The 25,233-nt window shown below is 74.2% G+C and carries 26 protein-coding genes and 1 other RNA gene; 10 read left to right on the top strand and 17 right to left on the bottom strand.

Features of this window, described 5'->3' with window-relative positions; genetic code table 11:
* Positions 1–42: 42 nt before the first annotated feature.
* Positions 43–822: a bifunctional DNA primase/polymerase gene (locus ACF07V_RS09385; protein ID WP_392152693.1), complete on the bottom strand. Its 780-nt coding sequence runs from the start codon at positions 820–822 to the stop codon at positions 43–45.
* Between the two features lie 92 nt (positions 823–914).
* The gene (locus ACF07V_RS09380; RefSeq protein WP_392152691.1) at positions 915–1,586 is read right to left on the bottom strand and encodes a TetR/AcrR family transcriptional regulator; all 672 of its coding nucleotides are present in this window, start codon (positions 1,584–1,586) and stop codon (positions 915–917) included.
* Positions 1,587–1,740: 154 nt separating this feature from the next.
* Here ACF07V_RS09380 and ddaH point away from each other — a divergent pair, with 154 nt between their 5' ends.
* On the top strand, positions 1,741–2,631 hold the full coding sequence (ddaH, locus tag ACF07V_RS09375) for a dimethylargininase (RefSeq protein WP_392152689.1): 891 nt from the start codon (positions 1,741–1,743) through the stop codon (positions 2,629–2,631).
* Here the strand turns inward: ddaH and ACF07V_RS09370 are convergent.
* Positions 2,628–3,626, bottom strand: coding sequence for a small ribosomal subunit Rsm22 family protein (locus ACF07V_RS09370; RefSeq protein WP_392152688.1), 999 nt, complete (start codon positions 3,624–3,626; stop codon positions 2,628–2,630). The genes ddaH and ACF07V_RS09370 overlap by 4 nt on opposite strands.
* 9 nt (positions 3,627–3,635) lie before the next feature.
* Positions 3,636–4,919, bottom strand: coding sequence for a Bcr/CflA family multidrug efflux MFS transporter (locus tag ACF07V_RS09365; protein WP_392153417.1), 1,284 nt, complete (start codon positions 4,917–4,919; stop codon positions 3,636–3,638).
* 50 nt (positions 4,920–4,969) lie between these two features.
* Between ACF07V_RS09365 and ACF07V_RS09360 the strand changes: the two genes are divergently transcribed.
* Entirely contained in the window at positions 4,970–6,001 is a 1,032-nt protein-coding gene (locus tag ACF07V_RS09360; RefSeq protein ID WP_392152686.1) for a Gfo/Idh/MocA family protein, read from the top strand.
* Here ACF07V_RS09360 and ACF07V_RS09355 read toward each other — a convergent pair.
* Positions 5,988–7,640 (bottom strand): alkaline phosphatase D family protein, encoded by a 1,653-nt coding sequence (locus ACF07V_RS09355; RefSeq protein WP_392152685.1) that lies wholly within the window; start codon positions 7,638–7,640, stop codon positions 5,988–5,990. The two genes, ACF07V_RS09360 and ACF07V_RS09355, sit on opposite strands and share 14 nt — an antisense overlap.
* 102 nt (positions 7,641–7,742) lie before the next feature.
* Between ACF07V_RS09355 and ACF07V_RS09350 the strand changes: the two genes are divergently transcribed.
* Positions 7,743–8,519 carry an SDR family oxidoreductase gene (locus ACF07V_RS09350; RefSeq protein WP_392152683.1) on the top strand — a complete coding sequence of 259 codons (777 nt, stop codon included), beginning with the start codon at positions 7,743–7,745 and terminating at the stop codon, positions 8,517–8,519.
* 26 nt (positions 8,520–8,545) lie between these two features.
* Here the strand turns inward: ACF07V_RS09350 and ACF07V_RS09345 are convergent, their stop codons facing one another.
* The 4 genes from ACF07V_RS09345 to ACF07V_RS09330 form a co-directional block, all read right to left on the bottom strand.
* Complete coding sequence (locus tag ACF07V_RS09345) at positions 8,546–8,869, bottom strand: nuclear transport factor 2 family protein (RefSeq protein ID WP_392152681.1); 324 nt, start codon at positions 8,867–8,869, stop codon at positions 8,546–8,548.
* A 59-nt stretch (positions 8,870–8,928) separates the two neighbouring features.
* Positions 8,929–9,945: a hypothetical protein gene (locus ACF07V_RS09340; protein ID WP_392152680.1), complete on the bottom strand. Its 1,017-nt coding sequence runs from the start codon at positions 9,943–9,945 to the stop codon at positions 8,929–8,931.
* Positions 9,946–9,986: 41 nt separating this feature from the next.
* A complete protein-coding gene (locus ACF07V_RS09335; RefSeq protein WP_392152678.1) occupies positions 9,987–11,012 on the bottom strand; it encodes an excalibur calcium-binding domain-containing protein in 1,026 nt (341 codons plus the stop codon).
* An 85-nt stretch (positions 11,013–11,097) separates the two neighbouring features.
* Positions 11,098–11,559, bottom strand: a complete 462-nt coding sequence (locus ACF07V_RS09330; RefSeq protein ID WP_392152676.1) for a VOC family protein — start codon at positions 11,557–11,559, stop codon at positions 11,098–11,100.
* A 139-nt stretch (positions 11,560–11,698) separates the two neighbouring features.
* Between ACF07V_RS09330 and ACF07V_RS09325 the strand changes: the two genes are divergently transcribed.
* The gene (locus ACF07V_RS09325; protein WP_392152674.1) at positions 11,699–12,196 is read left to right on the top strand and encodes a DUF1203 domain-containing protein; all 498 of its coding nucleotides are present in this window, start codon (positions 11,699–11,701) and stop codon (positions 12,194–12,196) included.
* Between the two features lie 3 nt (positions 12,197–12,199).
* Here the strand turns inward: ACF07V_RS09325 and ACF07V_RS09320 are convergent, their stop codons facing one another.
* The gene (locus tag ACF07V_RS09320; RefSeq protein WP_392152672.1) at positions 12,200–13,417 is read right to left on the bottom strand and encodes a serine hydrolase domain-containing protein; all 1,218 of its coding nucleotides are present in this window, start codon (positions 13,415–13,417) and stop codon (positions 12,200–12,202) included.
* Positions 13,418–13,578: 161 nt separating this feature from the next.
* Here ACF07V_RS09320 and ACF07V_RS09315 point away from each other — a divergent pair, with 161 nt between their 5' ends.
* Both ACF07V_RS09315 and ACF07V_RS09310 read left to right on the top strand, forming a co-directional pair.
* Positions 13,579–14,736, top strand: a complete 1,158-nt coding sequence (locus tag ACF07V_RS09315) for a sensor histidine kinase (protein WP_392152670.1) — start codon at positions 13,579–13,581, stop codon at positions 14,734–14,736.
* Entirely contained in the window at positions 14,727–15,386 is a 660-nt protein-coding gene (locus ACF07V_RS09310) for a response regulator (RefSeq protein WP_392152668.1), read from the top strand. The genes ACF07V_RS09315 and ACF07V_RS09310 overlap by 10 nt, the downstream gene beginning before the upstream one ends.
* A gap of 109 nt (positions 15,387–15,495) precedes the next feature.
* Here the strand turns inward: ACF07V_RS09310 and rnpB are convergent.
* Positions 15,496–15,894, bottom strand: an RNA gene (gene rnpB / locus ACF07V_RS09305) — RNase P RNA component class A.
* A 77-nt stretch (positions 15,895–15,971) separates the two neighbouring features.
* Between rnpB and ACF07V_RS09300 the strand changes: the two genes are divergently transcribed.
* Entirely contained in the window at positions 15,972–16,733 is a 762-nt protein-coding gene (locus tag ACF07V_RS09300; protein WP_392152666.1) for a MerR family transcriptional regulator, read from the top strand.
* Positions 16,730–17,395 (top strand): hypothetical protein, encoded by a 666-nt coding sequence (locus tag ACF07V_RS09295; RefSeq protein WP_392152665.1) that lies wholly within the window; start codon positions 16,730–16,732, stop codon positions 17,393–17,395. Before ACF07V_RS09300 ends, ACF07V_RS09295 begins: the two co-directional genes overlap by 4 nt.
* On the opposite strand, the gene ACF07V_RS09290 is transcribed toward ACF07V_RS09295, so the two are convergent.
* On the bottom strand, positions 17,340–18,782 hold the full coding sequence (locus tag ACF07V_RS09290) for an RNB domain-containing ribonuclease (protein WP_392152664.1): 1,443 nt from the start codon (positions 18,780–18,782) through the stop codon (positions 17,340–17,342). The two genes, ACF07V_RS09295 and ACF07V_RS09290, sit on opposite strands and share 56 nt — an antisense overlap.
* A gap of 95 nt (positions 18,783–18,877) precedes the next feature.
* Between ACF07V_RS09290 and yaaA the strand changes: the two genes are divergently transcribed.
* Together yaaA and eda are read left to right on the top strand one after the other, a co-directional pair.
* Positions 18,878–19,645 carry a peroxide stress protein YaaA gene (gene yaaA, locus ACF07V_RS09285; RefSeq protein WP_392152662.1) on the top strand — a complete coding sequence of 256 codons (768 nt, stop codon included), beginning with the start codon at positions 18,878–18,880 and terminating at the stop codon, positions 19,643–19,645.
* 63 nt (positions 19,646–19,708) lie between these two features.
* Positions 19,709–20,347 (top strand): bifunctional 4-hydroxy-2-oxoglutarate aldolase/2-dehydro-3-deoxy-phosphogluconate aldolase, encoded by a 639-nt coding sequence (gene eda / locus ACF07V_RS09280; protein WP_392152661.1) that lies wholly within the window; start codon positions 19,709–19,711, stop codon positions 20,345–20,347.
* 4 nt (positions 20,348–20,351) lie between these two features.
* Here eda and ACF07V_RS09275 read toward each other — a convergent pair whose 3' ends face one another.
* Genes ACF07V_RS09275 through ACF07V_RS09255 form a run of 5 tightly spaced genes read right to left on the bottom strand, consistent with a single transcriptional unit; the run spans position 20,352 to position 25,195 of the window.
* The gene (locus ACF07V_RS09275) at positions 20,352–21,215 is read right to left on the bottom strand and encodes a hypothetical protein (protein WP_392152660.1); all 864 of its coding nucleotides are present in this window, start codon (positions 21,213–21,215) and stop codon (positions 20,352–20,354) included.
* Between the two features lie 35 nt (positions 21,216–21,250).
* Complete coding sequence (locus ACF07V_RS09270) at positions 21,251–22,057, bottom strand: GNAT family N-acetyltransferase (protein WP_392152658.1); 807 nt, start codon at positions 22,055–22,057, stop codon at positions 21,251–21,253.
* A 50-nt stretch (positions 22,058–22,107) separates the two neighbouring features.
* Positions 22,108–23,637 carry a bifunctional RNase H/acid phosphatase gene (locus ACF07V_RS09265; RefSeq protein ID WP_392152657.1) on the bottom strand — a complete coding sequence of 510 codons (1,530 nt, stop codon included), beginning with the start codon at positions 23,635–23,637 and terminating at the stop codon, positions 22,108–22,110.
* Positions 23,637–24,380, bottom strand: coding sequence for a zinc ribbon domain-containing protein (locus tag ACF07V_RS09260; protein ID WP_392153416.1), 744 nt, complete (start codon positions 24,378–24,380; stop codon positions 23,637–23,639). Before ACF07V_RS09260 ends, ACF07V_RS09265 begins: the two co-directional genes overlap by 1 nt.
* A complete protein-coding gene (locus tag ACF07V_RS09255) occupies positions 24,377–25,195 on the bottom strand; it encodes a Nif3-like dinuclear metal center hexameric protein (RefSeq protein ID WP_392152656.1) in 819 nt (272 codons plus the stop codon). Before ACF07V_RS09255 ends, ACF07V_RS09260 begins: the two co-directional genes overlap by 4 nt.
* Positions 25,196–25,233 lie beyond the last annotated feature (38 nt).

Raw genomic sequence — 25,233 nt, 5'->3', positions numbered from 1 at the left:
GGGACTTTCGCGACACCCCCCGACCCGCCGCCCGGCGCGGGCTCAGCGCGTCAGGGGCCAGGCGATCTCGTGGGGCCGGTGCTCCCCGTCACCGTCCGCCTCGCGCTCGGCCGCGTGGCGGGCGCAGGCGTCCTGGAGGGCCTCCAGGAGGTTCAGCGGGTCGGGCAGCGGGTGTTCGGGGCCGCGGACCCAGGCGACGACCGGGTGGGCGTCCTCGTCACCGGGGAGCCGGGCCGGCGGGACGAGGACGTAGCTGCCGCGGCAGTGCCAGCGCAGCCCCGGGTGCTCGTCCATGGTCTCCGGGTGGCAGTCCAGCTCGCACGGCCACCACTCGTCCTCGTCCTCGGGGGTGCCGCGGGTGGCGGTGAAGAAGAGCATCCGTCCGCCGACCGTGTCGACGTCGGCGGACTCGGCGACGGGCCCGACCTCGACGCCCTCGGCGAGGAGCCGCTCCAGGGCGGCCCGGCCGGCGGCGAGGGGGACGTCGAGGACGTCGTGGACCATGCCGGTGGCGGTGATGAAGTTCGCCTCGGGCTCGTTGCGCGCCCAGCGCTCGATCTGGCCGCGGTCGGTGGTCGACTGGGTCTGCCAGGCGAAGGAGACGGGGTGCCGGGCGGGGGTGGGACAGCCGATCCGCTCACAGGAACAGCTGTAGCCGACGGGGTACGCGGCGGGGGCCAGGGGCAGCCCGGCGGCGGCGGTGGCCAGGAGCAGCTTCTCGCGGTCGTTCTCCTCGTCGGCCGCGGTGCGTTTGGGGCGCCTGCGCAGCCACTGTGCGAGTTTGCTCTCCGTGCCGCGGTAGCGGCCGATGCCGTCGCCCATCTATCCCCTCACACCTCATGCTCGCCCGTTCGGCTCTGCCCATGGTCCCACCATCCTGCGCCCCGGGTGACCGGAGTGCGGAACCGGGGTCGTCACACCGGGCGGGAACGGGGGGCGAGGCCGCTCAGGGCGAGATCGACGAGGGTGTCTGCGTAGGCGTGGGTGAGCGGCAGGGTGCGGTGGATCCAGCGGTGGTGGAGCGGCCCGACGAGGAGTTCGACGGCGACGCGGGGGTCGACGCCGGGGTCGATGTCGCCCTTGGCCTGGGCGGCCTCGATGCGGCGGACGTAGTACCGGAGCTGGGGCTCCAGGAGGGCCTCGGTGAAGCGGGCGCCGAGCTCGGGGTCGACGATGCCCTCGGCGGCGAGGGCGCGGGTGGGGCCGTCGAAGGCGGGGTCGCTCATCTCGTCGACGGTGGCGCGCAGGACGTACTTGAGGTCGGCGGCGAGGTCTCCGGTGTCGGGGATCTCACTGTCCCCCTCCCTGCCGTGGGCGTCATCCCACCGAACTGCCTCGTTGGCGCGGGCGGCGAGATCGAGGAAGGCGTCGAGGAGGACGGCGGCCTTGGAGGGCCACCAGCGGTAGATGGTCTGCTTGCCGACGCCGGCGCGGGCGGCGATGCCCTCGATGGTGGTCTTGGCGTAGCCGGTCTCGGAGACGAGGGCGAGGGCGGCGTCGAAGATGGCGCGGCGGGAGCGCTCGCTGCGGCGGGAGGCGTCGGGGGCGGCCTTGGCGGGCCCGGGCGCGGGGGTGGGATCGGACATGACCTCAATCTAGCAGCGGGCGAGACGAGACGTCTCGCCACTCGAACGGTCCCGAACCACCCGAACGGTCCACAGCGCGAAGGCCGCCGAGAGCGGACCATGGGGTCCTCCGATCGTCAACCGATCACCGACCGTTCTCCGTGAGGAGGCTTCATTGCGCACCACTCCGCGCACGTCCTCGCCCCGCCGTTATCTGATGTGCCCACCCACGCACTTCACGGTGACGTACTCCATCAACCCCTGGATGGACCCCACGAAACCGGTCGACCTGCCGCTCGCCCTCGCCCAGTGGGAGGACCTGCGCGACCGCTACCGCTCGCTCGGCCACACCGTGGAGCTCCTCCGGCCCGACCCGGCGCTGCCGGACATGGTCTTCGCGGCGAACGGCGCGACGGTCGTCGACGGCCGGGTCCTGGGCGCGAAGTTCGCCCACCGGGAGCGCGCGGCCGAGGCCGACGCCCATCTGTCCTGGTTCCGCAGGAACGGTTGGGCGGACGACGCCGTGCGGGCCCCGGAGCACGTGAACGAGGGCGAGGGCGACTTCGCCGTCACGGCCTCCTGGATCCTCGCCGGCCGCGGCTTCCGCTCCAGCCCGCTCTCCCACGACGAGGCCCAGGAGTTCTTCGGCCGCCCGGTGATCGGCCTGGAGCTGGTGGACCCGCGCTACTACCACCTGGACACGGCGCTGTGCGTCCTGGACGACGCCCGGGACGAGGTCATGTACTACCCGGACGCCTTCTCCCCCGGCAGCCGCGCGGTCCTCGCCCGGCTGTTCCCCGACGCCCTGATCGCGACCGGCGAGGACGCGGCCGCCCTCGGCCTCAACGCGGTAAGCGACGGCCGGCACGTCCTGCTCCCGCAGGCCGCGGTGGGCCTCTTCGACCCGCTCCGCGCCCGCGGCTTCGAGCCGATCGGCATGGACCTGGGCGAACTCCTCAAGGGCGGCGGCAGCGTGAAGTGCTGCACCCAGGAGCTGCGGCCCCCCTCCTCGCCCCGGCCCCCGTCCCAGTCCCCGTCCTGGTCCCCGTCCCAGTCCCCGTCCTAGTCCTCGTCCTGGTCCTCGTTCTCGGGCGGCCAGGAGTCGCCCCACTCCGCGTCACGGGCCTGCTTGTAGAGGGGCCCGTGCCGCTTGGTGACGGTGTCGCGGCCGAGGCCCTCGGGCCCGCAGAGCTCCAGGAGGACCTGGCCCTTGCGGATCTGCGGCCTGCGGGTGATGCGGGAGGGCGCCGGGGTCACCGGGAACCGGACGGCGGCCACGTACGCGTACTTCTCGTCCTCGTACGGCAGCGAGCCGCCCTTCACCTTCCGGTGCAGGGAGGACCGGCTCACCCGGGCGGAGAAGTGGCACCAGTCCGTGCCGGGCACGATCGGGCAGGCCCCGCTGTGCGGGCAGGGCGCGGCGACGGTGAAGCCGGCGTCGATCAGCAGGGTGCGGGCCGCGATGATCCGCTCGTAGCCGTCGGGGGTGCCGGGCTCGACGATCACGACGGCCTGCGCGGCGCGGGCCGCCTCGGTGACGAGCGCCGTCCGGTCGGCCTCGGTCAGCTCCTTGAGGACGTACGAGACGGTGACCAGGTCGCTGTCGTCGAGGCGCAGCGCCGCCCCGATCCGCTCGCGCCGCCACTCCGCGTCGAGGACTCCGGCGGCCAGTTCGCGGCCGAGCACGAGGGCCGGCTCCGCCCAGTCGAGGATCGTGGTGCGGGGCCGCTCCTCCTCCCAGGCCTCGGCGACGGCCCAGCTCGCCGCGCCCGTGCCGCCGCCGACGTCGGTGTGGGTGCGCGGCTCCCAGTCGGGCGCGGCCGCCCGGAGCGCGTCGAGGGCGCCCCGTACCGCCTCGAAGGTCGCCGGCATCCGGTAGGCGGCGTACGCGGCGACGTCGGAGCGGTCGCGCAGCACGGGGGCGTCCGTCGGGGTGGTGCCCCGGTAGCTGGCGATCAACCGCTCGACGGCCTGCGCCGCCCGCTGGGGCGGCAGCCCGTCGAGGAGCGCCGCGAGGGCGGCGCGCAGGGAGTCGGCGGAGGGGGAGGACACGGCGTTCACCGAGACAGTCTAGGCGGGCCCGGCCGGGGCTTCCGTCGTGCGCCAGGGGCGGCACAGGCCCAGGAAGCAGGCGAGGGCGAGGAGGGCGCAGCCGAGCTGGACGACCGCCATGGGGACGGCGGTGTGCTCGCCGGCGATGCCGACGAGCGGGGAGGCGACGGCGCCGATGAGGAAGGAGGAGGTGCCGAGGAGGGCGGAGGCGGAGCCGGCGGCGTGCGGGGTGCGCATGAGGGCCTGGGCGTTGGTGTTGGGCATGGCCAGGCCCATCGCGGACATCAGGACGAAGAGGCCGGCGGCGATGGGGACGAGGCCGACCTCGCCGAAGACGCCGGTGGTCAGGAGGGTGAGCGCGAGGCCGGCGAGCAGGATGATGCCGAGGCCCCAGCCGAGCGCCTTGTCGAGGCTGACGCGGCCGACGAGGAGCTTGCCGTTGATCTGACCGACGGCGACGAGCCCGACCGAGTTGAGGCCGAAGAGCAGGCTGAAGGTCTGCGGGGAGGCGCCGTAGATCTCCTGGACGACGAACGGCGAGGCCGAGATGTAGGCGAAGAGGGCGGCGAAGGCGAGTCCGCCGGTGAGCATGTAGCCGGTGAAGACGCGGTCGGCGAGGAGCCCCCGCATGGTGCGCAGGGCCTGTCCGACGCCGCCCTCGTGCCGCCGCTCGGGGGGCAGCGTCTCGTGGAGGAAGCGCCAGACCACGACGGTCAGCAGGACGCCGATCGCGGCGAGGACGTGGAAGACGCCCCGCCAGTCGGTGAGCCGCAGGATCTGGCCGCCGATGAGGGGGGCGATGATCGGGGCGACGCCGGAGATCAGCATCAGGGTGGAGAAGAAGCGGGCCATCTCGACGCCGTCGTAGAGGTCGCGGACGACGGCGCGGGCGATGACGATGCCGGCGGCGCCGGCGAGGCCCTGGAGCAGCCGGAAGCCGACGAGGAGTTCGACGCTGGGCGCGAGGGCGCAGACGGCGGTGGCGAGGACGTAGACGGCCATGCCGACGAGCAGCGGGCGGCGGCGTCCCCATTTGTCGCTCATGGGGCCGACGACGAGCTGGCCGAGGGCCATGCCGGCGAGGCAGGCGGTGAGGGTGAGCTGGACGGTGGCGGCGGGGGCGCGCAGCGCGCCGGTGACCTCCGGGAGGGCCGGGAGGTACATGTCCATGGAGAGCGGGGGGAGGGCGGTGAGTCCACCCAGGACGAGGGTGACGAGGAGGCCCGCCCGCCGGGCGGTGGTGACGACCGGGGCGGGTTCGGTTATGTGTCCCTGTGTTGTTTTCTGGCCGCTCTCCGGCATCGACTGCTCCATTTCGTTGAATCCTTACCTATGCTCTCAGCTCGACCGGCATGGTCGAGACCTGTGGGGTGGAGATGGACGCGAACAGGACAGTGCGCTGGGGAATCCTGGCGACGGGTGGGATTGCGGAGCGGTTCACGACGGACCTGAGTGCGCTCGACGGCGCCGAGGTGGTCGCGGTGGCCTCCCGTACGGAGGCGTCCGCGAAGGCCTTCGCGGACCGGTTCGGGATACCCCGGGCGTACGGGGAATGGGCCGGGCTCTTCGCCGACGAGTCCGTCGACGTGGTGTACGTGGCGACTCCGCATCACGCGCACCGCGCGGCCGCCGGCCTCGCCCTGGAGGCGGGCAAGGCGGTGCTCTGCGAGAAGGCTCTCACACTCAACGCCCCCGAGGCGGAGGAGTTGGCCCTTCTCTCCCGGGACCGCGGCCTCTTCCTCATGGAGGCGATGTGGATGTACTGCAACCCGCTGATCCGGCGCCTCGCGGAACTCGTCCGCGACGGGGCGATCGGCGAGGTCCGCACGGTCCAGGCGGACTTCGGGCTCGCGGGCCCGTTCGACGCGGGCCACCGGCTGCGGGACCCGGCGGTGGGCGGCGGGGCGCTGCTCGACCTGGGGGTGTACCCGGTGTCGTTCTCGCACCTGCTGCTCGGCGAGCCGTCCGCGGTGCACGCGCACGCGCGGATCTCGCCGGAGGGCGTCGACCTGAACACCGGCATGCTGCTCGGCTGGGACTCGGGCGCCTCGGCGCTGCTGTCCTGCTCGCTGGAGGCGGACACGCCGCTGACGGCCTCGGTGACGGGAACGGAGGGCCGGATCGACGTCCCGCGCGGCTTCTTCTTCCCCGAGCGGTTCACCCTGCTCCGGAACGGCCACGAGCCGGAGGAGTTCGTGTCGACGGACGACCCGCACTCCTTCCGGCACGAGGCCGCCGAGGTCATGCGCTGCCTGCGGGCGGGCGAGACGGAGTCCCCGCTCGTCCCCCTGGACGGTTCGCTCGCGGTGATGCGGACGCTCGACGCGGTACGGGACCGCATCGGCGTCCGCTATCCGCAGGAGACGGTCCTCACGCGGGCTTGAGGCCCGGGTCGCCCGCCTCCGTGACGAAGGAGGCGGCCGTGGTGACGGGGGCGCCCGGCCGGGTCACGTACGGCACCGTGCGGAAGTCGGCGCGGGCGCTCTGCTCGCCGAGGGCGACCGTCACGTAGCCGCGCCGCCCGTTGAGGAACTTCAGGTGCGGGTTGGCCCCCATGAGCTTGTCGTGGTTGGCCGGCCGGTCGGCACCGTCCTTGCCGCTGCTGATGGACGTGGCGGTGATCTCGGTGCCGACGGTGCGCGAGGCCGGGTCCCGGAAGTCGGCCTTGATGTCGATGGCGTAGCCGACGTGGACGTCACCGGTGAGCACCAGCAGGTTCTCGACACCGGCGGCCTCGGCCCCCGCGAGGACCCGCTGCCGGGAGGCCGGGTAGCCGTCCCAGGAGTCCATGGAGAGCTTGAAGTCGGCGGTCGAGCGGTCGCGGCGCTCGGAGAGGACGACCTGCTGCGGCAGCACGTTCCAGCGGGCGTCGGAGGCGCGCCAGCCGTCGAGCAGCCAGCGCTCCTGCGTGGCGCCGGTCAGGGTGCGCGAGGGGTCCTCGGACTCGGGTCCCGGGGCCTGCCAGCCGTCGCCGTACGCCTGGTCGGAGCGGTACTGGCGGGTGTCGAGGATGTCGAACCGGGCGAGCCGGCCGAAGCGCAGCCGCCGGTACAGCTTCATGTCGGGGCCCTCGGGCAGCTGGGGGCGGCGCAGCGGCTGGTGCTCCCAGTAGGCGCGGTAGGCGGCGGCGCGGCGGAGCAGGAACTCCTCGGGCGGGACGTTGTTCTCGGGGGTGTCGCCCGCGTAGTTGTTCTCGGTCTCGTGGTCGTCCCAGGTGACGACGAAGGGGTGGGCGGCGTGCGCGGCGCGCAGGTCGGGGTCCGACTTGTAGAGCGCGTAGCGGAGCCGGTAGTCGTCCAGGGTGAGGGTCTCGCGGTTGAACAGGTCGGGCAGTCTGCGGTCGGTGTAGGCGCGGGCGCCGCCGGTGGCGTTGACGGCGTACTCGTACAGGTAGTCGCCGAGGTGGAAGACGACGTCGACGTCCTCCCGGGCGAGGTGGCCGTAGGCGGTGAAGTACCCGTCCTGGTAGGCCTGGCAGGAGACGGCGGCGAGCTTGAGCGCGCTGTTCCGGGCGTCGGGGGCCGGGGCCGTGCGGGTCCGGCCGACCGGGCTGAGCCAGTCGCCGACCCGGAAGCGGTAGAAGAAGACGCGGCCGGAGTCCAGGTGGTCGACCTCGACGTGGACGGTGTGCCGGAACTCGGGGTGCGCGGTGGCGCGGCCGCGCCGGGCGATCCGGGTGAACCGCTCGTCGTGGGCGAGTTCCCAGTGCACGGAGACCCTCCCCCGGACTCCGTCCGGGGAGACGGCGGGCAGTCCGCCCTCGGGCTCGAAGGGGCGGGGCGCGAGCCGCGTCCACAGGAGTACGGAGCCGGGCAGCGGGTCGCCCGAGGCGACGCCCAGGGTGAACGGGTCCTCGGTGACACGCCGGGCGTCGAGCTCGGCGGCGGCCGCGGCGCCGGCCGCGGGCAGCTGGGTGGCGAAGGCGAGCGCCGCGGCGGCGCCGGTGACGGTCAGGAACCGCCGGCGCCCGAAGTGGCGTGCGGCGGCGCGGAGTTCCTCGGAGTGCTGAAGCGTGTGATGCATGTGCCCCTCCCCAGACGGATACTGTCCGTCCGTCATTCGAAGGGGAGGGAACGACCGCTCCTTGTCGAGTACAGAACATCCACGTGTCGGACGGATGAGTTCATGGGGCATGCGTCTCGCGTACGCTGCGCGCCCATGAGCATCGCAGTGGTGACGGGAGCCGGTTCGGGCATCGGCCGGAGCGTGGCGCTGGCCCTCGCGGCCGCCGGCTGGTCGGTGGCCCTCGCGGGCCGCAGGGCGGAGGCCCTGGAGGAGACGGCCGCGGCCCTGCCGGAGGGCGACTTCCTGGTCGTCCCGACGGACGTCACGTCGGAGCAGGAGGTCGCGAACCTCTTCGCGGCGGTACGGGCCCGCCACGGCCGGGTGGACCTGCTCTTCAACAACGCCGGTACGTTCGCGGGCGGCGGCGTCCCCGTCGAGGACCTGGACCCGGCGACCTGGCGCGCGGTGGTCGACGTGAACCTGACGGGCGCGTTCCTCTGTGCCCAGGCGGCCTTCCGGACCATGAGGGAGCAGGACCCGCAGGGCGGCCGGATCATCAACAACGGCTCGATCTCCGCGCACGTGCCGCGCCCGCACTCGATCGCGTACACGGCGACCAAGCACGCGATGACGGGCCTGACGAAGTCCCTGTCCCTCGACGGACGCCCGTACCGGATCGCCTGCGGCCAGATCGACATCGGCAACGCGGCGACGGAGATGACGGCCCGCATGCAGACCGGCATCCTCCAGGCCAACGGCGAGCTGGCGGTGGAGCCGGTGATGGACGCGGCGGACGTGGCGGCGACGGTGGTGCACATGGCGGCGCTGCCGCTGGAGGCGAACGTGCAGTTCGCGACGGTGATGGCGACGGCGATGCCGTACATCGGCCGGGGGTAGCGCACCCTCGGCCCACGACACGCGGGTCAGGCCTGCCCGGTCTCGAACCGCGCGATCTTCCCCCCGTCGACGGTGAAGGCCCACTTGGTGCGCATCGCGCCCCAGGTGTCGTTGCGGTAGGTGGCGACGAGGGAGAGCCCTCCGTCCGTCTCGGACTCGACGTCCATGTGCCCGTTCGAGGAGAACACCTCCCGGTCGAGCCACTCCCGCAGGTTGCGGTCGGAGCCGTCGTCGGACATGGTCGCGCCGGGCGCCAGAAGGCCGGCCACGGCCGACTGGTCGTTGGCATTGAGGGCCGTGACGAAGTCACGCACGGTCGGGTCACTGAGCTGATTCACGGGAATGGCCATGCCCCACCCGTACACCGCCGGCGGCCCCGCCCCGGGGAACGGGGCCGCGCGCATGCCACCTATCGGCGCGCGGGCTCGGCCACCTGGGCCAGCAGGGCGGCCGACTCCTGCGGCGGAAGGACCCGTTCGAGCACCAGGTCACCGGTCATGCCGGGGAAGAACCGGCCCGCGGGCCAGCTCCTCCGGTACGCGGGCGGGTCGATGACCACGAGACGGACGCCGTCCACGACGGGGATGTCCGCGGGGTTGCCCTCGTTCCAGATCCACTCGCCGTCGGCGCCGACGAGGTTGAACGAGCCGGTGGTCGGGGTCTGGCCCGGCCTGTCCCTGCACATCGCGACGGCCTCGGCCGAGGGCGCCTCGCCCGGCAGGTGGCCGCCACCGATGAGGGCGTCGGCGAGGAGGGTGTGCAGCTGGAAGTTGTCCCCGATGCCGGACCCGCGCAAGGCGAATCCGACGCCGGTGGCACGGTCGATCGCGACGAACGGCTCGTCGTCGAGGACGACCAGGGCGTAGGCGAGGCACTTGAACGGGTCGTCCGTCAGCTCCTGGACCCGGGCCACGGCCTCGCGCAGCTCGGCCCGGCCGGGGGTGTTCCCCCGTACCGACGGGGAGTTGAGCATCGCCACGCAGGCCATCTCGAACTGCGGGAGCGACTGCCAGGCCATCACCGGCTCGAAGCCGATCCGCTCGAAGTCCGCCTCCCCCAGGCCCTCGCCCTGGTGGCTCGGCAGCTCACCGCGCCCGGCGGCCGCCCAGCGCTCACAGAACACGGCGGCCGCCTCGAAGGCCTCACGGGCGGCGGCGAAGACGGCGGACGCGCAGGCCGCCGGGTCTGCACCGCGCTCGACACAGGCCCCGATCACGACGGCGACGACGGCGCGGGGGCCGGGCGGGACCTCGGCAAGGACCGCGGCGAGACGGGGACCCGCATCGTGGAGCTCCTCGTCACGGGCCTTCCCGACCGTGCTGGTCAGGCGCCCGAAGGCCTTCTCGGCGGCGTCCGCGTCCTGGGCCCGTACGGCCGACTCGAAGGCTGCCACGGCGGCGGGAAACCGCCCACGTCCGAATATCATCCGCGCACCCTAACCGACCGTCGAACCCTCCGGACCTCCGGTCAGGACCAGTCGCAGGCCTTGCCGTCGCCGTCGCGGTCGAGGCCGGAGCGGTAGCCGGGCTGGCCGGCGTAGATGGGGGCCCTGCCCGCGGCGCGGACGGCGTCGCAGTTCTTGTAGTAGACGGCGCCGCCGCCACCGTCCGAACCGCCGGAGCCTCCCGAACCGCTGCCACTTCCGCTGCCGTGGCGGTCCGGGTCAGGGTCCGGGTTCAGCCGGGCGTACTCCTCCGAGGGGCAGGAGAGGCCGGGCCGGGCGAGGGAGAGCCGTACGGACATGTACTCCGGCCGCTCGATGTCCTCGCCCGCCGCCGGGTCCTGGAAGCAGATCCGCCAGTCGTCATGACGGGCCGCCAGGTCGACGTCCGTGTACACACTGGCGCCGCGGATCTCGGTGAGGCCCGCCTTCCGGAGCACCGCGGAGCCGTCCCCGAAGGTCTTGCCGACGACGTTCGGCACCTTGGGGAAGACCACGGCGTCGCCGTCCCGTGCCGGGCAGGGGCTGCTCTTCTCGACGACGGCGAACTCGATGCCGATCCGCCGACCTTCCTCGATCGCGGCGGTCTCGCCCGCCGCCGGCTCCTGGAAGCAGACCTTCCAGTTGCCGTCCACGAGCTGCATCTTGTCGTCCTCGGTGGCGTCGTGCGAGCGCGCCCGGAACCCCGCCTCGTACGCGGCCCGCGAGGCGGTCTCCAGGTTCTGGCCGACGTAGTCGGCGACGACCCGGTGCACGATCGGCGTCGGCGTGGGGGTGGGCGGGGTGTACGGCGTGAAGGACGGGAAGGCACTGACCCGCGGCTTCGCGTCGGCCACCGCGGGGCTGTCCGCCGGCGGCTCGCTCGTGCCCATGGCCACGAACCAGACACCGGACAGCACCGTGGCGAGCACCTTCCGCCCCGGCGACCAACGGCTGCGCCAGGCAAGGACGATGCCCAGCGGCGGCAGAAGAACCAAACAGAAGACGACGACCCCGGGCCGCCGCCACCGCGACTCCTCCCGAACCGGCCCCTTGCCCAGCGACACGCCCACCCGACCCTGCCCCTCCCTGACGACGTTTCGGCGGCACACAGGGTATGACCTGCGCGTTCACCGTCCGCGCCCAGGGTGGTCCCGGTCAGTCGAGGCAGAACTCGTTGCCCTCGGGGTCGGTCATCACGATGTGGCCGGCGCTCATCGGCGGGGCCGGCTCGAAGCGGCGCACCCGCTTCGCCCCGAGCCCGACGAGCCGGTCGCACTCGGCCTCCAGGGCGGCCATCCGCTCCTCCCCCTGGAGTCCCGGCGCGGCGCGGACGTCGAGGTGGACGCGGTTCTTGGCGACCTTGTCCTCGGGCACCTGCTGGAAGAACACGCGCGGGCCCGCACCCTCCGGGTCCTCGATGGCCGACCGCGAGTTGCGCTGGTCCTCGGGGACGCCGATCCTCGCGAGGAACTCGTCCCAGGCGGCCAGCGGGTCGGCGCCCTCGGGCAGCTCCGCTCCGGGCGGCCCGGGGTGGACGTACCCCAGCGCGTCACGCCAGAAGGAGGACAGGGCCCGGGGGTCGTGGGCGTCGAAGGTGACCTGGAAATGACGGCTCATCCGTACGGCTCCGTTCGATAGCGGTTCGCGAAGCGACCGTACCGAAGCGCACTGACAACGCCCCGGCGGAACACCCGGACCGAGCGCGGCGTCCGAATTGCGCCAGCGGTACGGGGCCGCCCCGGGCGAACCTGACGGCATGAACACCTACTTCGCCCGCCCCATCGCCCCCTCCGCCCTCGCCCGGCTGCGCGTCACGGACGACGCCGGCCGCGCCTGCGCTCCGTACACCGCCACCGACGGCGGACATCCCCTCCGCTGCTGCCTGCGCCTCTCCGAGCCCGGCGAGCGGATCGCCCTGGTCTCGTACGCGCCGCTCCGCCGCTGGGCCGCCGAGACGGGTGCCGAGCCCGGCGCGTACGACGAGCAGGGTCCCGTCTTCGTCCACGCCGAGGAGTGCGGCGGGCCCGCGCCCTCGGAGGCGTACCCCTTCTCCCGTGCCGGGGCGCTCCGCACCCTGCGCCGCTACGACGCGGCCGGCCGGATCGTCGGCGGCCGTCTCCTGGAGCTGCCCGAGACCCCCGCCGAGGGCTTCGACCGGGCCCTCGGCGAGGCCTTCGACGACCCGGCCGTCGCCCTGGTGCACGTCCGGGCCGTCGAGTACGGCTGCTTCCACTTCGAGGTCCGGCGCCCCTGAGGACTACCGGCCCGTGCCGGGGGTGTCGCACAGGGCGCGGTCGACGAGGTCACTGGCCGCCTCCTGCTGCCGGATCGTCCGGCCCAGGTCGTTGAAGCTGGTGGTCAGCGAGACGGTGACCGTGCGGCGGCCGTCGTCGGTGGCGCCGTTCAGGGTGATGTAGCCGGCCTCGCCCCCCTCATGGCTCCAGTAGCTGCCGCCGCAGCTCAGGGGGCGGCTGACAAGGCCGAGGCCGTAGCGTCCGCCGGGCCAGAACACCTCGAACTCCTTGGGGACCGGGACGGTGTGCCTCATCTCGGCGAGGCGCGCCGCGGAGAGCAGCTCGCCGCCGAGGAGGCCCTGGAAGAAGCGGTTGACGTCCGCCGTGGTGGAGACGTAGCCGCCGAGGTCGGGGACGATCTGTTCGGTGACGTCGGTCCGTTCGCCGGAGGCGAAGACCTGGTAGCCGTCGGCGTGCGGGCGGCGCAGGGTGGGCGTGGCGCCCGGGAGGTACGTGTGGCGCATCCCGAGCGGTTTCAGGATCCGGCTCTCGACCTCCTCCGGCCAGGGGCGGCCGGTGACCTTGTCGACGATCATGCCGAGGACGACGTAACCGGTGTTGGAGTAGCCCCAGCCGGTGCCGGGTGCGAAGTCCGGGTGGTGCTTCATGGCCCGGGCGACGAGCTGTTCGGCGGTGTAGGTGTCGTAGCGGTGCCGGTAGTACTGCTGCGGGGTGTCGAAGCCGGGCAGGTCGTCGTGGAGGCCGCTGGTGTTCTGCAGGAGCTGACGCACGGTCATCTTCCGTCCGTCGTTGCCGTTTCCGGCGATCACACCGGGCAGCCAGTGGTCCACGGTGTCGGCCGGCGACAGCTTGCCCTCGTCGACCAGCTGCAGGACCAGCGTGGCCATGAGCGCCTTGCCGGTGCTGGCGATCCGGAAGTAGCCGTCGCGGGGCACCGGCCGCGCTTCGCCCACCTCGGCGACGCCGGCGGTGGCGACCAGGTCCCGGCCCGAGGCGGTGGTCACCCGCGCCTGGACGCCGGTGATGCCCAGCGCCCGGAGGGCATCGGCGTCCCGGCGCAGGTCGGCCTGGCGGTAGCCGGGCGCGGCCGCACCGTCCGCGGACTGGACGGCCAGGGTCGCACCCGCGGTGGCGAGTGCGGCGGCCGCCGCGACGGCCGGCCATCCTCGGCGGAGGCGGCGGTGGCGCCGCGGTGTGGAGGTCTGGGTCGTGGATGTCATGAACGCCACGCTAGGGAGGCGCCGCATCGCAAGTCGCTGCCGTGGACGACCGGTTGTGCCCTACAGCCCGCTGTAGTGCCGTCCGGGTCGCCGGGCACGTACGGTCGCTTCCGGAGGACCCGCTCCTCCGGTCCCGTACCCACCGAACGAAGGCGAGCCCAGTGCACCGCGTGACCGGCGAGGCCCGCGCACGGTTGGCCGACACCGGGCGCGGCGGACGCTATCTGCTCGGCACCCTGACGACCGCGACGGTGACGCTCGTGGCGCTGCCGCTCCTGTGCGTACCGTCGCTCGCGGCCCCCTGGGCGCAGCGCCACCGCCTCCGAGCCGCGGCGCTGCTCGGCCGGCCGGTGGAGCCCGGCCCGCGCCCGCTCCGCCGCGCTCCGGCATGGCTCGTCGTGCAGCTGGCGACCGGTCTGCCCGCGGGCCTGGTCGCCCTGCTGTGCCTGGGCAACCTGCTCCTCACCCTGGTGGCCGCCGTGGGCTGGTGGGCCTTTCCCGCGTCGGATCCGCCACGGCTGCTGCTGCTCGACGTCCCTGTCGACGGCTGGGTCCCCGCGCTGACGGTCAACCTGGTGCAGCTGCTGCTGCTCGCGGGGCTCGCGGCCCTCGTCCTGCCGCCGCTGGCCCGGGTGCACGCGCGGTGCTGCCTGGCGGTCCTGGCACCGTCTCCGGCGGAGCGCCTGGCCGCGCGCGTCACCGAGCTCACCCGGACGCGGGCGGACGTCCTGCGGGCGCACGGCGCGGAACTCCGACGGATCGAGCGGGACCTGCACGACGGCACCCAGGCGCGGCTCGTCGCCATCGCCATGCGGCTCGCCGTCGCCGAGGAGACCCTGCCCCGGGACCCGGACGCGGCCGCCGCGCTCGTGCGGCAGGCCCGGGCCGAGACCGAGGAGGCCATGACGGAGCTGCGTACCGTCATCCGCGCCATCTACCCCCCGGTCCTGGCCGACCAGGGACTCGTGGGCGCGCTCGGCACCCTGGGCACCAGGGCCGGCGTACCGACCCGCATCGGCGTCGGCGAGCTCGGCGAGGTCCCCGCGGCGGTCGAGGCGGTCGCGTACTTCGCCGTCACCGAGGCGCTGGCGAACATCGCCCGGCACAGCCGGGCCGGCAGGGCCTCCGTCGACGTCGACCGCGACGGCGCGCTGCTGTGCGCGAGGATCACCGACGACGGGACCGGCGGGGCGGACGCGTCCCGGGGCAGCGGCCTGGACGGGATCCGCCGCCGCGCCGCCGCCCTGGACGGCACCCTGGAGATCAGCAGCCCGCCGGGCGGGCCGACCGTCATCACCGTGGAGCTGCCGTGCGTGTAGTCATCGCCGAGGACAACGTCCTGCTGGCCTCGGGCCTCGAACTCCTCCTCGGCTCCCAGGGCTTCGAGGTCGCCGCGATCGCGGGCGACGCCCCCGGCTTCCTCGCCGCCGTCGAGACCCACCGCCCGGACGTCACCGTCGTCGACGTACGGCTGCCGCCGGGCTTCCGCGACGAGGGGATCCGCGCCGCCCTCCAGGCCCGCCGCGACCGTCCCGGCCTTCCCGTCCTCGTCCTGTCCCAGTACGTCGAGCAGGAGTACGCGGGCCGCCTCCTCTCCGACACCCGCGGCGGGATCGGCTACCTCCTCAAGGACCGGGTGAGCCGCATCGCGGAGTTCACCGAGGCGCTGCGCCGTGTGGCGGCCGGCGGCACGGCCATGGATCCGGAGGTCATCGCCCAGCTCCTCGCCGTCCGCGGCGACCCCGTCGACGCCCTCACCCCCCGCGAACGCGAGGTCCTGGCGCTGATGGCCGAAGGGCACGACAACGCGGGCATCGCCCAGCGGCTCTTCGTCACCGACAACGCCGTCCACAAACACATCGGCAGCGTCTTCCTCAAGCTCGGACTGTCGGCCGGCGACAGCGGCCACCGCCGGGTCCGCGCCGTCCTGGCCTGGCTCCGCCGCCACGGCGGCCCGGAGCCGGTCTGAGCCGTCGAAGTCCGTGCTGTCGAAGTCCGCGCCATCGAAGTCCGCGCCATCGAAGAAGGGCCCCCGATCAGGCGGAAACCTGTTCGGGGGCCCTTCCCACGCGGGCCGACAGACGAGTCGGGCTGTACGCCGGGTTCTGTGCCCCGGGACCTCGCGGTCGTCGGGGCGACGGCCATCCATCTAGGACCGGCGTTGCCGCCGGCCTCCTGCGGTCTACCCGCGGACTCGGGCGAGCAGCCCTCGAACATCCGCGCAGGGACACCGAGGTGTCCCCTCTTGACCTTGCTCCGAGTGGGGTTTACCTAGCCGCCTGAGTCGCCTCAGGCGCTGGTGGTCTCTTACACCACCGTTTCACCCTTACCGAGGACCGAGGTCCCCGGCGGTCTGTTTTCTGTGGCACTGTCCCGCGGGTCACCCCGGGTGGCCGTTAGCCACCACCCTGCTCTGTGGAGCCCGGACGTTCCTCGGGAAGATCCGAGGATCTCCACGCGGCCGTCCGCCCGGCTCGTCTGCCGTGCCGACCATGCTACCTGGCGGGGCGGACACCCTTGACCCTGCCGCAGCGTCAGGGTTTCTACTGGGCGCATGCGTATCGGCGAGATCGCCGCGCTCGTCGGGGTCACCCCCCGGGCCGTGCGGCACTACCACCAGTCGGGGCTGCTGCCCGAGCCCCAGCGGCGGGCCAACGGGTACCGGGAGTACGGGGTCAGGGACGCCGTGCTCCTCGCCCGGATCCGGCGGCTGACCGAACTGGGGCTCGGCCTCGAAGAGGTACGGGACGTGGTCGCCGGCGACGAGGGGCGGGGGCTCGCGGAGGTCCTGGAGGAGCTGGCGGACGACCTGGCCCGGCAGGAGGCGGTGATCCGGGCGCGCCGGGAGCGCCTCGCCCCGCTCCTCGCCGAGGCCCGTGCCGGGCGCCTGCCCGCCGAGGGCCCCGTCTCGCCGGAGCTGTCGGCGCTGCTCGCGGGTCTCGGCGAGCTGCCCGAGTCGCCGATGGCGGCGAAGGACCGGGAGGTCCTGGCCCTCCTCGACACCGTCGTCCCCGAGGCGGAACGGGCCCGGCTGATGGAGCTGATGCACGAGGCGGCGGGCAGCGCGCGGGAGCTGTACGGACTCCTGGACGCCCTCGCGGACGTGGCGGCGGAGGACCCCCGGGTGGAGGTGGCGGCCCGCGCCCTGGCCTCGGTCCTGCCGGTCGGGATGGCGGTGGAGCTGCCCCCGGCGGGCGCCGGGGGTCTCGCGGACACGTTCTTCGCGGACCTCGCCCCGGCCCAGTCGGCGGCGGTGCGGCGGGCGGTGGAGCTGGTGGCGGCACGGAGGACGGAACAGGGGGAGGCGGACCGATGACGAACACACGGACGACAGCCCGGAGGCCCGGCGCACCGGCCGGGCTCGTGCCCGAGGTCGTGCTGCGGCTGATCGGGCACGAGCTGCGGCTCATGGGGAGCCTCGTCCGGTGGGTCGGGCGGCGGCCGCACGGGGTGGCGGGCGCGGACGGCGTGTTCCCGCACGCGCGGGACCAGGCGGCGCTGATGTACGGCTTCGCGTTCGTGTGCGTGGTCGAGACGGTCGGCATGTCGTACCTGCTCGCCGAGTGGCCCTCCGTCCACGCGGCCTTCCTCGTCCTGGACGTCTACACCGTGCTGTTCGTCCTGGGGCTGCACGCCGCCTCCGTGACCCGCCCGCACACGCTCGCCGGCGGTGTCCTGCGGGTCCGGCAGGGCGCGCACGTCGACGTGCGGGTCCCGGTCGGGCGGATCGCGGCCGTCCGGCGCGAGTCCCTCTTCTCGCACGAGAAGAGGGACGGCGAGCTGAACCTCGCCGTCGGCTCCCAGACCTCCGTCACGATCGAGCTGACCGAGCCGGTCGACGCACCCCGGCTGCTCGGCGCGCCCCGCCCCGTACGGCTGATCCGGCTGCACGCCGACGACCCGCGGACGCTCGTACGGGAGCTCACGCGGGCGCGAACAGGACCTTCGCCGTCCCCGGGTCCGCCGCCGACAGCCTGACCCGCAGCCACTCGCCCAGCGGCAGCTTCGCCTCGCCGCCCTCGATGCGGGCGACGACCGCCGGGTCCTCCAGGTGGACGGTGCCGACGGCCGGTTCGTGTTCCTTCACGTCGATGACGTACGCGTCGAAGACCTCGCCGATCCGTTCCTTCAGGAGCGCCGCCTCGACGATGTCGACGCTCTCGCGTTCCACGGTGTTGGCGCGGCGGGCGCCGGTGGCCATCTCGTCCGGGAGGGCGGGCAGGGCGGCCCGTACCCACTCGGGCGGCTCGTCCCCGGCGACCGCCGCCACGCACAGCTCGCCCGCGTACCGGTCGACGAGCCGGCGCAGCGGCGCGGTGCAGTGGGTGTACTCGTCGGCGACGGCGGCGTGGACGGCGGGGACGGGGACGTGGCCGTCGGTGAAGACGGTGTAGCCGGCGCCGCGCAGGAGGCTGGTGCACTCCTGGAGGAAGGCGGCGTGGCGCGGGTCGGTGGGGTCGGCGGAGCGGACGACGTCGGCGTACGAGACGTGGTGCGGCCAGTCGACGCCGAGGGCGTGGGCGGAGCGGCGCAGCCGGGCGACGGCGCCGTCGGGGGCGGTGGGGAGGGTGCGCAGGATGCCGGTGCCGGCGGCGGTCATGAGGTCGGCGGCGGCCATGCCGGTGAGGAGGGAGATCTGGGCGTTCCAGGCTTCGGCGGGGAGCGGGGCCCGGTAGGCGAGGGAGTAGGTGTGGTCGGTCTCGACGATCTCCTGCTCGGGGACGTTGAGGGAGATCCCGCCGCGTTCGGCTTCGAGGGCCTCGCGGAGCCGGCCGATGTCCCGGAGGAGTGCCAGGGGCTCTTCCGCCGTCCCGTCCTCGATGCGGCGCTGCGCGCCCTCGTAGTCGAGTCGGGCGCGGCTGCGGACGAGGGCGCGGCGGACGTCGGTGGCGACCCGTCGCCCCTCCGCGTCGAGGTCGATGCGCCAGAGGAGGGCGGGGCGGGCTTCGCCGGGGAGGAGGCTGGCGGCGCCCTCGGAGAGGACGGGCGGGTGGAGGGGGACCCTGCCGTCGGGGAAGTAGAGGGTGAGGACCCGCCGGTGGGCCTCGGCGTCGAGCGCGCCGCCGGGGGTGACGAAGGCGGCGACGTCGGCGATGGCGTAGTGGACGCGGTAGCCGCCGTCGGCCCGGCGGGCCAGGTGCATGGCCTGGTCGAGGTCGGTGGACGTGGGCGGGTCGATCGTGATGAACGGCAGGTCGGTGGCGTCGTAGGACGGAAGCCGGGGGGCGTTCGCGGCGGCTTCGGCCTCGGCGAGGACGGCGGGCGGGAAGTCCTCGGGGATCGCGAGCTCGGTACGGAGTGCGCGCAGGGCGGCCCGCAGCGGAGCCTCGGCTGCGCCGGTCACGTGGATGTGGCGGCGGGGCATGGACCGAGCGTATGAGCTGGGGCAGGGTGCGGCACCTCGTAGGCTGGACGACCGGGGCCGCACCCCCACCCCCGTACGGACGAAGGAGAACCACCGTGCTCGTGCTGTTGCCGCCCTCCGAAGGCAAGGCCTCCTCGGGGCGCGGGGCGCCGCTGAAGCCGGAGTCGCTGTCCCTGCCGGGGCTCGCGGAGGCGCGGGCGGCGGTCCTGGACGAGCTGGTCGAGCTGTGCGCCGCCGACGAGGAGAAGGCGCGCGAGGTGCTCGGGCTGAGCGAGGGGCTGCGCGGCGAGGTCGCGAAGAACACGGAGCTGCGGACGGCGGGCGCGCGTCCGGCCGGGGAGATCTACACGGGCGTCCTGTACGACGCGCTGGGTCTGGCGACCCTGGACGCGGCGGCCCGGAAGCGGGCGGGGGGCTCGCTGCTCGTGTTCTCGGGCCTCTGGGGCGCGGTGCGGGTGACGGACCGGATTCCGTCGTACCGCTGCTCGATGGGCGTGAAGCTGCCGGGGCTCGGGGCGCTGGGCGCGCACTGGCGGGGTGCGATGGCCTCGGTGCTGCCGGAGGCGGCCGGGGACGGGCTCGTCCTGGACCTGCGCTCCTCGGCGTACGCCTCGGCGTGGAAGCCGAAGGGGGAGCTCGCGGCCCGGACGGCGACGGTGCGGGTGCTGCACGCGCCGACCCGGAAGGTGGTCAGCCACTTCAACAAGGCGACGAAGGGCCGGATCGTGCGGAGCCTGCTGGAGGCGGGTGCGGAGCCCGGTTCGCCGGTGGAGCTGGCGGAGGCGCTGCGGGACCTGGGGTACGTGGTGGAGGAGGGCGGGAAGGCGGGGGCCCTCGACGTGCTGGTGGACGAGATCCACTAGCTCGCGTTGCACCCTCCGCAACGATCGTTGCGGGTGACGCTCGCCCTGGGCAGGATGACGCCCATGACGAGCGTGTTCGACCTTGCCCCGGGGGACCGTGCCGTCCCCGTCGTCCCCGTCGTCGTGATCGAGGACGCCGCCGACGCCGTGCCCCTGGCGCGGGCCCTGGTGGCCGGCGGGCTGCCGCTGATCGAGGTCACCCTGCGCACCCCGGCCGCGCTCGACGCCGTCCGCGCGATCGCGGACGGGGTGCCGGAGGCGGTCGTCGGCGCCGGCACCGTGGTCTCGGCGGCCGGGGTCGCGGAGGCGGTCGCTGCGGGGGCGCGGTTCCTGGTGAGCCCGGGGTGGACCGAGGGTCTGCTCGGTGCGATGCGGGACGCGGGGGTGCCGTTCCTGCCGGGGGTCTCGACGGCCTCGGAGGTCGTGGCCCTCCTCGAACGCGGGGTGGAGGACATGAAGTTCTTCCCGGCCGAGGCGGCGGGCGGCGTCCCGTACCTGAAGTCCCTCGCGGGCCCGCTCCCCCGGGCCCGCTTCTGCCCCACGGGCGGCATCTCCCCCGCCTCCGCCCCGGCCTACCTGGCCCTCCCGAACGTCGGCTGCGTCGGCGGTACGTGGATGCTCCCGCCCGACGCCCTCGCCGCCCGCGACTGGGCGCGGGTGGAATCCCTCGCGCGCGGGGCGGCGGAGCTGTCCTCCCCGTGAGGACTCAGGAGGCGAGAACGCTCGTGTTCTCCAGGACCGCGTAGACGCCCACGATCGCGGGGAAGAGGCTGGACAGGCCGAGGACCGTGCTGCGGACGACGAACCCGGCGGTCGGCGGGACGCCCACGCGGCGCGGCGCGGCGGGGTCGTAGAGCACCTCCGCCTTCGTCTCCGTGCTCACCTTCCATCCGGCGGAGGTCGCCGACGGCACCGCCGTGAAGCTCTGTCCCTCGACCGTCGTGTACGAGAGGCGCGGGAAGACCCAGGAGTGGCCTCCCTTGTCCCAGATCTTGACGAAGCCCTTGACGTCGGCGACGACGCCGATGCCCCGGGTACGCAGGATCCACATGCTCCGGAAGCGCCGCGCGACCCGCCAGAGGCCCACCGCACCGAGGGCTCCCAGCGCGCCTCCCACCGTCAGGGACACCGCGGCCACCGGGGCGGAGCGCGGGCCCGCCGCGCCGATCCCCCAGAGGGCCCCCGCGTAGAGGCACAGCAGGAAACCGGTCAGGACCGCCCGCGAACCGGCCTCGCCGGTGCCCGGCGTCGCCGCCGCCGGACGGACGACGGTCACCAGGGCGTGCCCGTCCTCGACGGTCTCCACCCGCCCGAGGGCACCCCGGAGGTGGTCGGCGAAGGCCTGCGCCGCACGGGCGTTGGGGCCGGACAGGGCGACGGAGCCGCCGAGGCCGTGCCGGGCGCCCGAGGGATCACCGGCGAGGGCGACCCGTACCGCGCCGCCCGTCGTCTCCTCCACCGAGGCGATCGCCCGGACCGGCACCGTCCACGTCGTGCCGGCCCGCACGACCTTCAGGCGCGAGCCGTCGAATCTCGCGCTCGTCCCTCTGGCCGACAGCACCGTCTCCACGGCAACGCCTCCCCCACGTCCGGATTCCGGCGTGATCATACGGCCGCGGGGGCGAACTCCACGCCGAGGTGATCGGTGACGGGGAGGTAGCCCAGGCGCTGGTAGAGGGCGTTGCTGGTGGGGTTGGCCAGGTCCGTGAAGAGCAGGACCTGAGCGACGCCGGCGTCGCGCGCGGCCCGGCTGACCGCCTCGGTGACACCGGCCGCGTACCCACGGCCGCGCTCGGCGGGCGGGGTGTGGACGAGGTGGACGCGGGCCTGGCCCTCGATCGTGCGGGAGACGGCGGCCATCGAGACCGGGCGGCCGTCCGGCGCTTCCCAGAGCCGGAGCCGTCCCTCGGAGATCCGCTCGGTGACGAAGCCGGTGTAGTCCTCGGCGGGCTCGTCCCCGATGGCCACCGCGAACTCCCGCGTCCAGGCGGCGACGAGCGGGACGTCGGCCACGCCCGCGAGCCGGGCACGGCCCGCCGGGGCCGGGTCCGGCGGGATCAGCTCGCCGAGCCGGAAGAGCCGCATGCGGACGGTGGGCGTCCAGGGGCGGCCGGTGGCCTCCGCGTACGCCTCGACGGCGGCGGTCTCGCCGCGTACCTCCGTCGGCTCCTCGCCGCCGGGGAGTTCGAGCGCGCGGGCCGCCTCCTCCGTCATGGCACCGAAGGCGGGCACGCCGGACCGGGACACCGCGAGGACGCCGGTGACCCGCCCGTCCGCCTCCTCCCACCAGCCGAGCCGGGCGGCCGTGTCCATGAGCGTGAGCACGGCGGTGTTGCGCGCGGGGTCGGCGGCGAGATGCTCGGAGGCGGCGGCCCGGAAAGCGGCGGCGCTGTCGGTGAAGGACCACGTCATACGGGCGATGGTGGTACGGGGCCGGGCGCCGGCGCCAGCGGTTTGGCGGGCTACCTCAGATGCGAGGTGTCGTTGAGGAGCCGTACGGAGGCGTTGCCGTCGGCGTAGTAGGCGACGGCCGAGATCGAGGCCGCGGACAGCTCCATCCGGAACAGCGACTCCGGAGGGGCGCCGAGCGCGAGCCGGACGAGGGTCTTGATCGGCGTGACGTGGGTGACGAGGAGGACCGTGCGGCCCGCGTACGCGGCGGTCAGCCGGTCCCGGGTCGCGGCCACACGCCGGGCGACGGTCGCGAAGCTCTCGCCGCCGCCGGTCGGCGCGGCCTTCGGGGAGGCCAGCCAGGCGTCGAGGTCCTCCGGATACCGCTCGCGCACCTCGCCGAACGTCAGGCCCTCCCAGGCGCCGAAGTCGGTCTCGCGCAGGCCCTGCTCGATCCGCACGTCGAGGCCGAGGCGGGCGGCGACGGCACCGGCGGTCTGCCGGCAGCGGGTGAGCGGCGAGCTGACGATCTCCTGGACGGTGCCGCGCGCGGCGAGCGCCTCGGCGACGGCCTCGGCCTGCCGCAGCCCGGCCGCCGACAGCTCGGGGTCGCTCCCCCCGCTCCCGGAGAACCTCTTGTCGGGCGTGAGCGCGGTCTCCCCGTGCCGCAGCAGGACGAAGGTCGCCGGGGCCCCCATGTCGGGCCCGGCCCACCCCTGCCGGGGCGCGGCCGGGGCGGTGGTGGCCGGGGCGGCGGCGGTGGCCTGCGTGAGCGTCTCCGCTGGGGCGGTGTCCTGGGTGAGCGTCTGCGCGGGAGCGGTGGTCGCCGCGCGCACTGCCGGGGTCTCGGCGCGCGCCGCGTGGCCCACCGGGGCCAGCGCGCCCGCCTCCGCCTCGAAGTCGCCGGAGGCGACCGAGGCCGCGACGGCTTCCTCGGCGGCGAACAGGCCGTCGTCCGGACCCGTGCCGGGGGCCGTCGGGCGCGATGCCGCGCCCGGCCAGGTGCCCGAGCCCGTACCCGCGCCCGTACCGCCCGCGGAGGACGTCGGGGCGGAAGCGGCCAGCGCCGCCCGCGCACGTGCCGCGCCCGCCGTCGCGTCGCCCGGCGGGCCCGACGGGGGCGGGGTCGCGGCGTTGCGGGCGGCCGCGGCGTCCAGGCCCGCCGTGGAGGCGGACGGCTCCCACTGGCGGCCCCGCTTGCCCGCGTCCATCGCCTCGTTCGCGAGCCGGTCCGCGTGCTTGTTCCGCTCGCGCGGGATCCACTCGTAGCGGACCTGGCCCGGCGGGAAGATCCGTCCCGCCTCGGCCGCGAGCGGCTTCATGTCCGGGTGCTTGATCTTCCAGCGGCCGGACATCTGCTCGACGACCAGCTTGGAGTCCATCCGGACGTGGACGGCGGCGTCCGGGAACAGCTCCCGGGCCGCCTTCAGGCCCGCCACCAGGCCCTTGTACTCGGCGACGTTGTTCGTGGCCACGCCGATGTACTCGGCGGCCTCCGCGAGGGTCTCCCCCGTCGCCGGGTCGAGGACGACCGCGCCGTACCCGGCGGGCCCCGGGTTGCCCCGGGAGCCGCCGTCCGCCTCGACCACGAGTTCGCGCATTACAGGCCGGACTCCGAGGTGCGGACGAGGATCCGGCGGCAGTTCTCGCACCGGACGACCGTGTCCGCCGCGGCGGCACGGACCTCGTTGAGCTCGGTGATGTTGAGCTCGATGTGGCAGCCCTCGCACTTGCGCTGGTACAGCCGGGCCGCGCCGATGCCGCCCTGCTGCTCGCGCAGCTTCTCGTAGAGCTTGATGAGGTCGGCCGGGACGGCGCCCGCGACGAGCTCGCGCTCCTTGGCGACGGAGGCGGACTCGGTGTCCAGCTCGGCCTGCGCGGCGTCCCGGCGCGCGGTGGCGTCGTCGACCTTGGTCTGGACGGCGGCGACCCGCTCGGTCAGCTCGGTGAGGCGCTCCTGGGCGGACTCGCGGCGCTCCATGACCTCCAGGACGATCTCCTCCAGGTCGCCCTGGCGCTTGGCGAGGGAGACGATCTCGCGCTGGAGGTTCTCCAGGTCCTTCGGGGAGGAGACGGCACCGGAGTCGAGCCGCTGCTGGTCGCGCGCGGCGCGCTGGCGGACCTGGTCGACGTCCTGCTCGGCCTTGGTCTGCTCGCGGCCGCAGTCGCTCTCCTCGGTCTGCGCGGCGACGAGCAGGTCGCGCAGCTGGGTGAGGTCCTTCGTCAGCGCCTCGATCTCGGCGTGCTCGGGCAGCGAGCGGCGCTTGTGGGCGAGCTGCTGGAGGCGGACGTCCAGGGCCTGGACGTCGAGGAGGCGGATCTGGTCGGCGGGCGCGGCGTTCAGTTGGGGGCTCCAGAGGAAGTGTGGTGGGAGGACCAGGGGTCGGTGACCGTCTTCGAGACGTGGACGCGGAGGTCCCAGCCATGGCGGTCGGAAATCTCGTCGAGCTGTGCGGCGGCCTGCTCGCACCAGGGCCATTCGGTGGCCCAGTGAGCGGCGTCGACCAGACCCAGCGGCGACTGCTGGGTGGCCTCGGAGACCGGGTGGTGGCGCAGGTCGGCGGTGAGGAAGGCGTCGACGCCGGCGGCGCGCACGGCGCCGAAGAGGCTGTCGCCGGAGCCGCCGCTGACGGCGACGCGGCGCACGGTCATGCCGGGGTCGCCCGCGACGCGGATGCCCTGCGCGGTGGCGGGCAGCCGTCTGGCGGCGCGGGCGGCGAACTCGGCGAGGGTCTCGGGGTGGTCGAGCTCGCAGATCCGGCCGAGGTTGTTCTCGGGGACGAGGGGGCCGGTGACCCGGAGGTCGAGCGCGCCGGCGAGGGCGTCGGAGACGCCGGGGTCGGCGGTGTCGGCGTTGGTGTGCGCCACGTGGAGGGCGATGTCGTTCTTGATGAGGGTGTGGACGACGCGGCCCTTGAAGTGGCCGGCCGCGACCGTCGTCGTACCGCGCAGGTAGAGCGGGTGGTGGGTGACGATCAGGTCGGCGCCGAGGGCGATCGCCTCGTCGGCGATCTCCTGGACGGGGTCGACGGCGAAGAGGACGCGAGCGACCTCCGCGTCGGGGTCGCCGCAGACGGTGCCGACGGCGTCCCACGACTCGGCCCGCTCGGGCGGCCAGAGGGCGTCGAGCTCGGCGATGACTTCAGACAGACGGGGCACGAGGGAAAGGCTACCTGTCCCCTCTTTGCGCCTAAACC

It is taken from the genome of Streptomyces sp. NPDC015661, assembly GCF_043077765.1.
In the GTDB taxonomy this organism is placed as follows: domain Bacteria; phylum Actinomycetota; class Actinomycetes; order Streptomycetales; family Streptomycetaceae; genus Streptomyces.
Note: the sequence above shows the minus strand (reverse complement) of the source record. Positions and strands in the feature narration are given on the sequence as shown.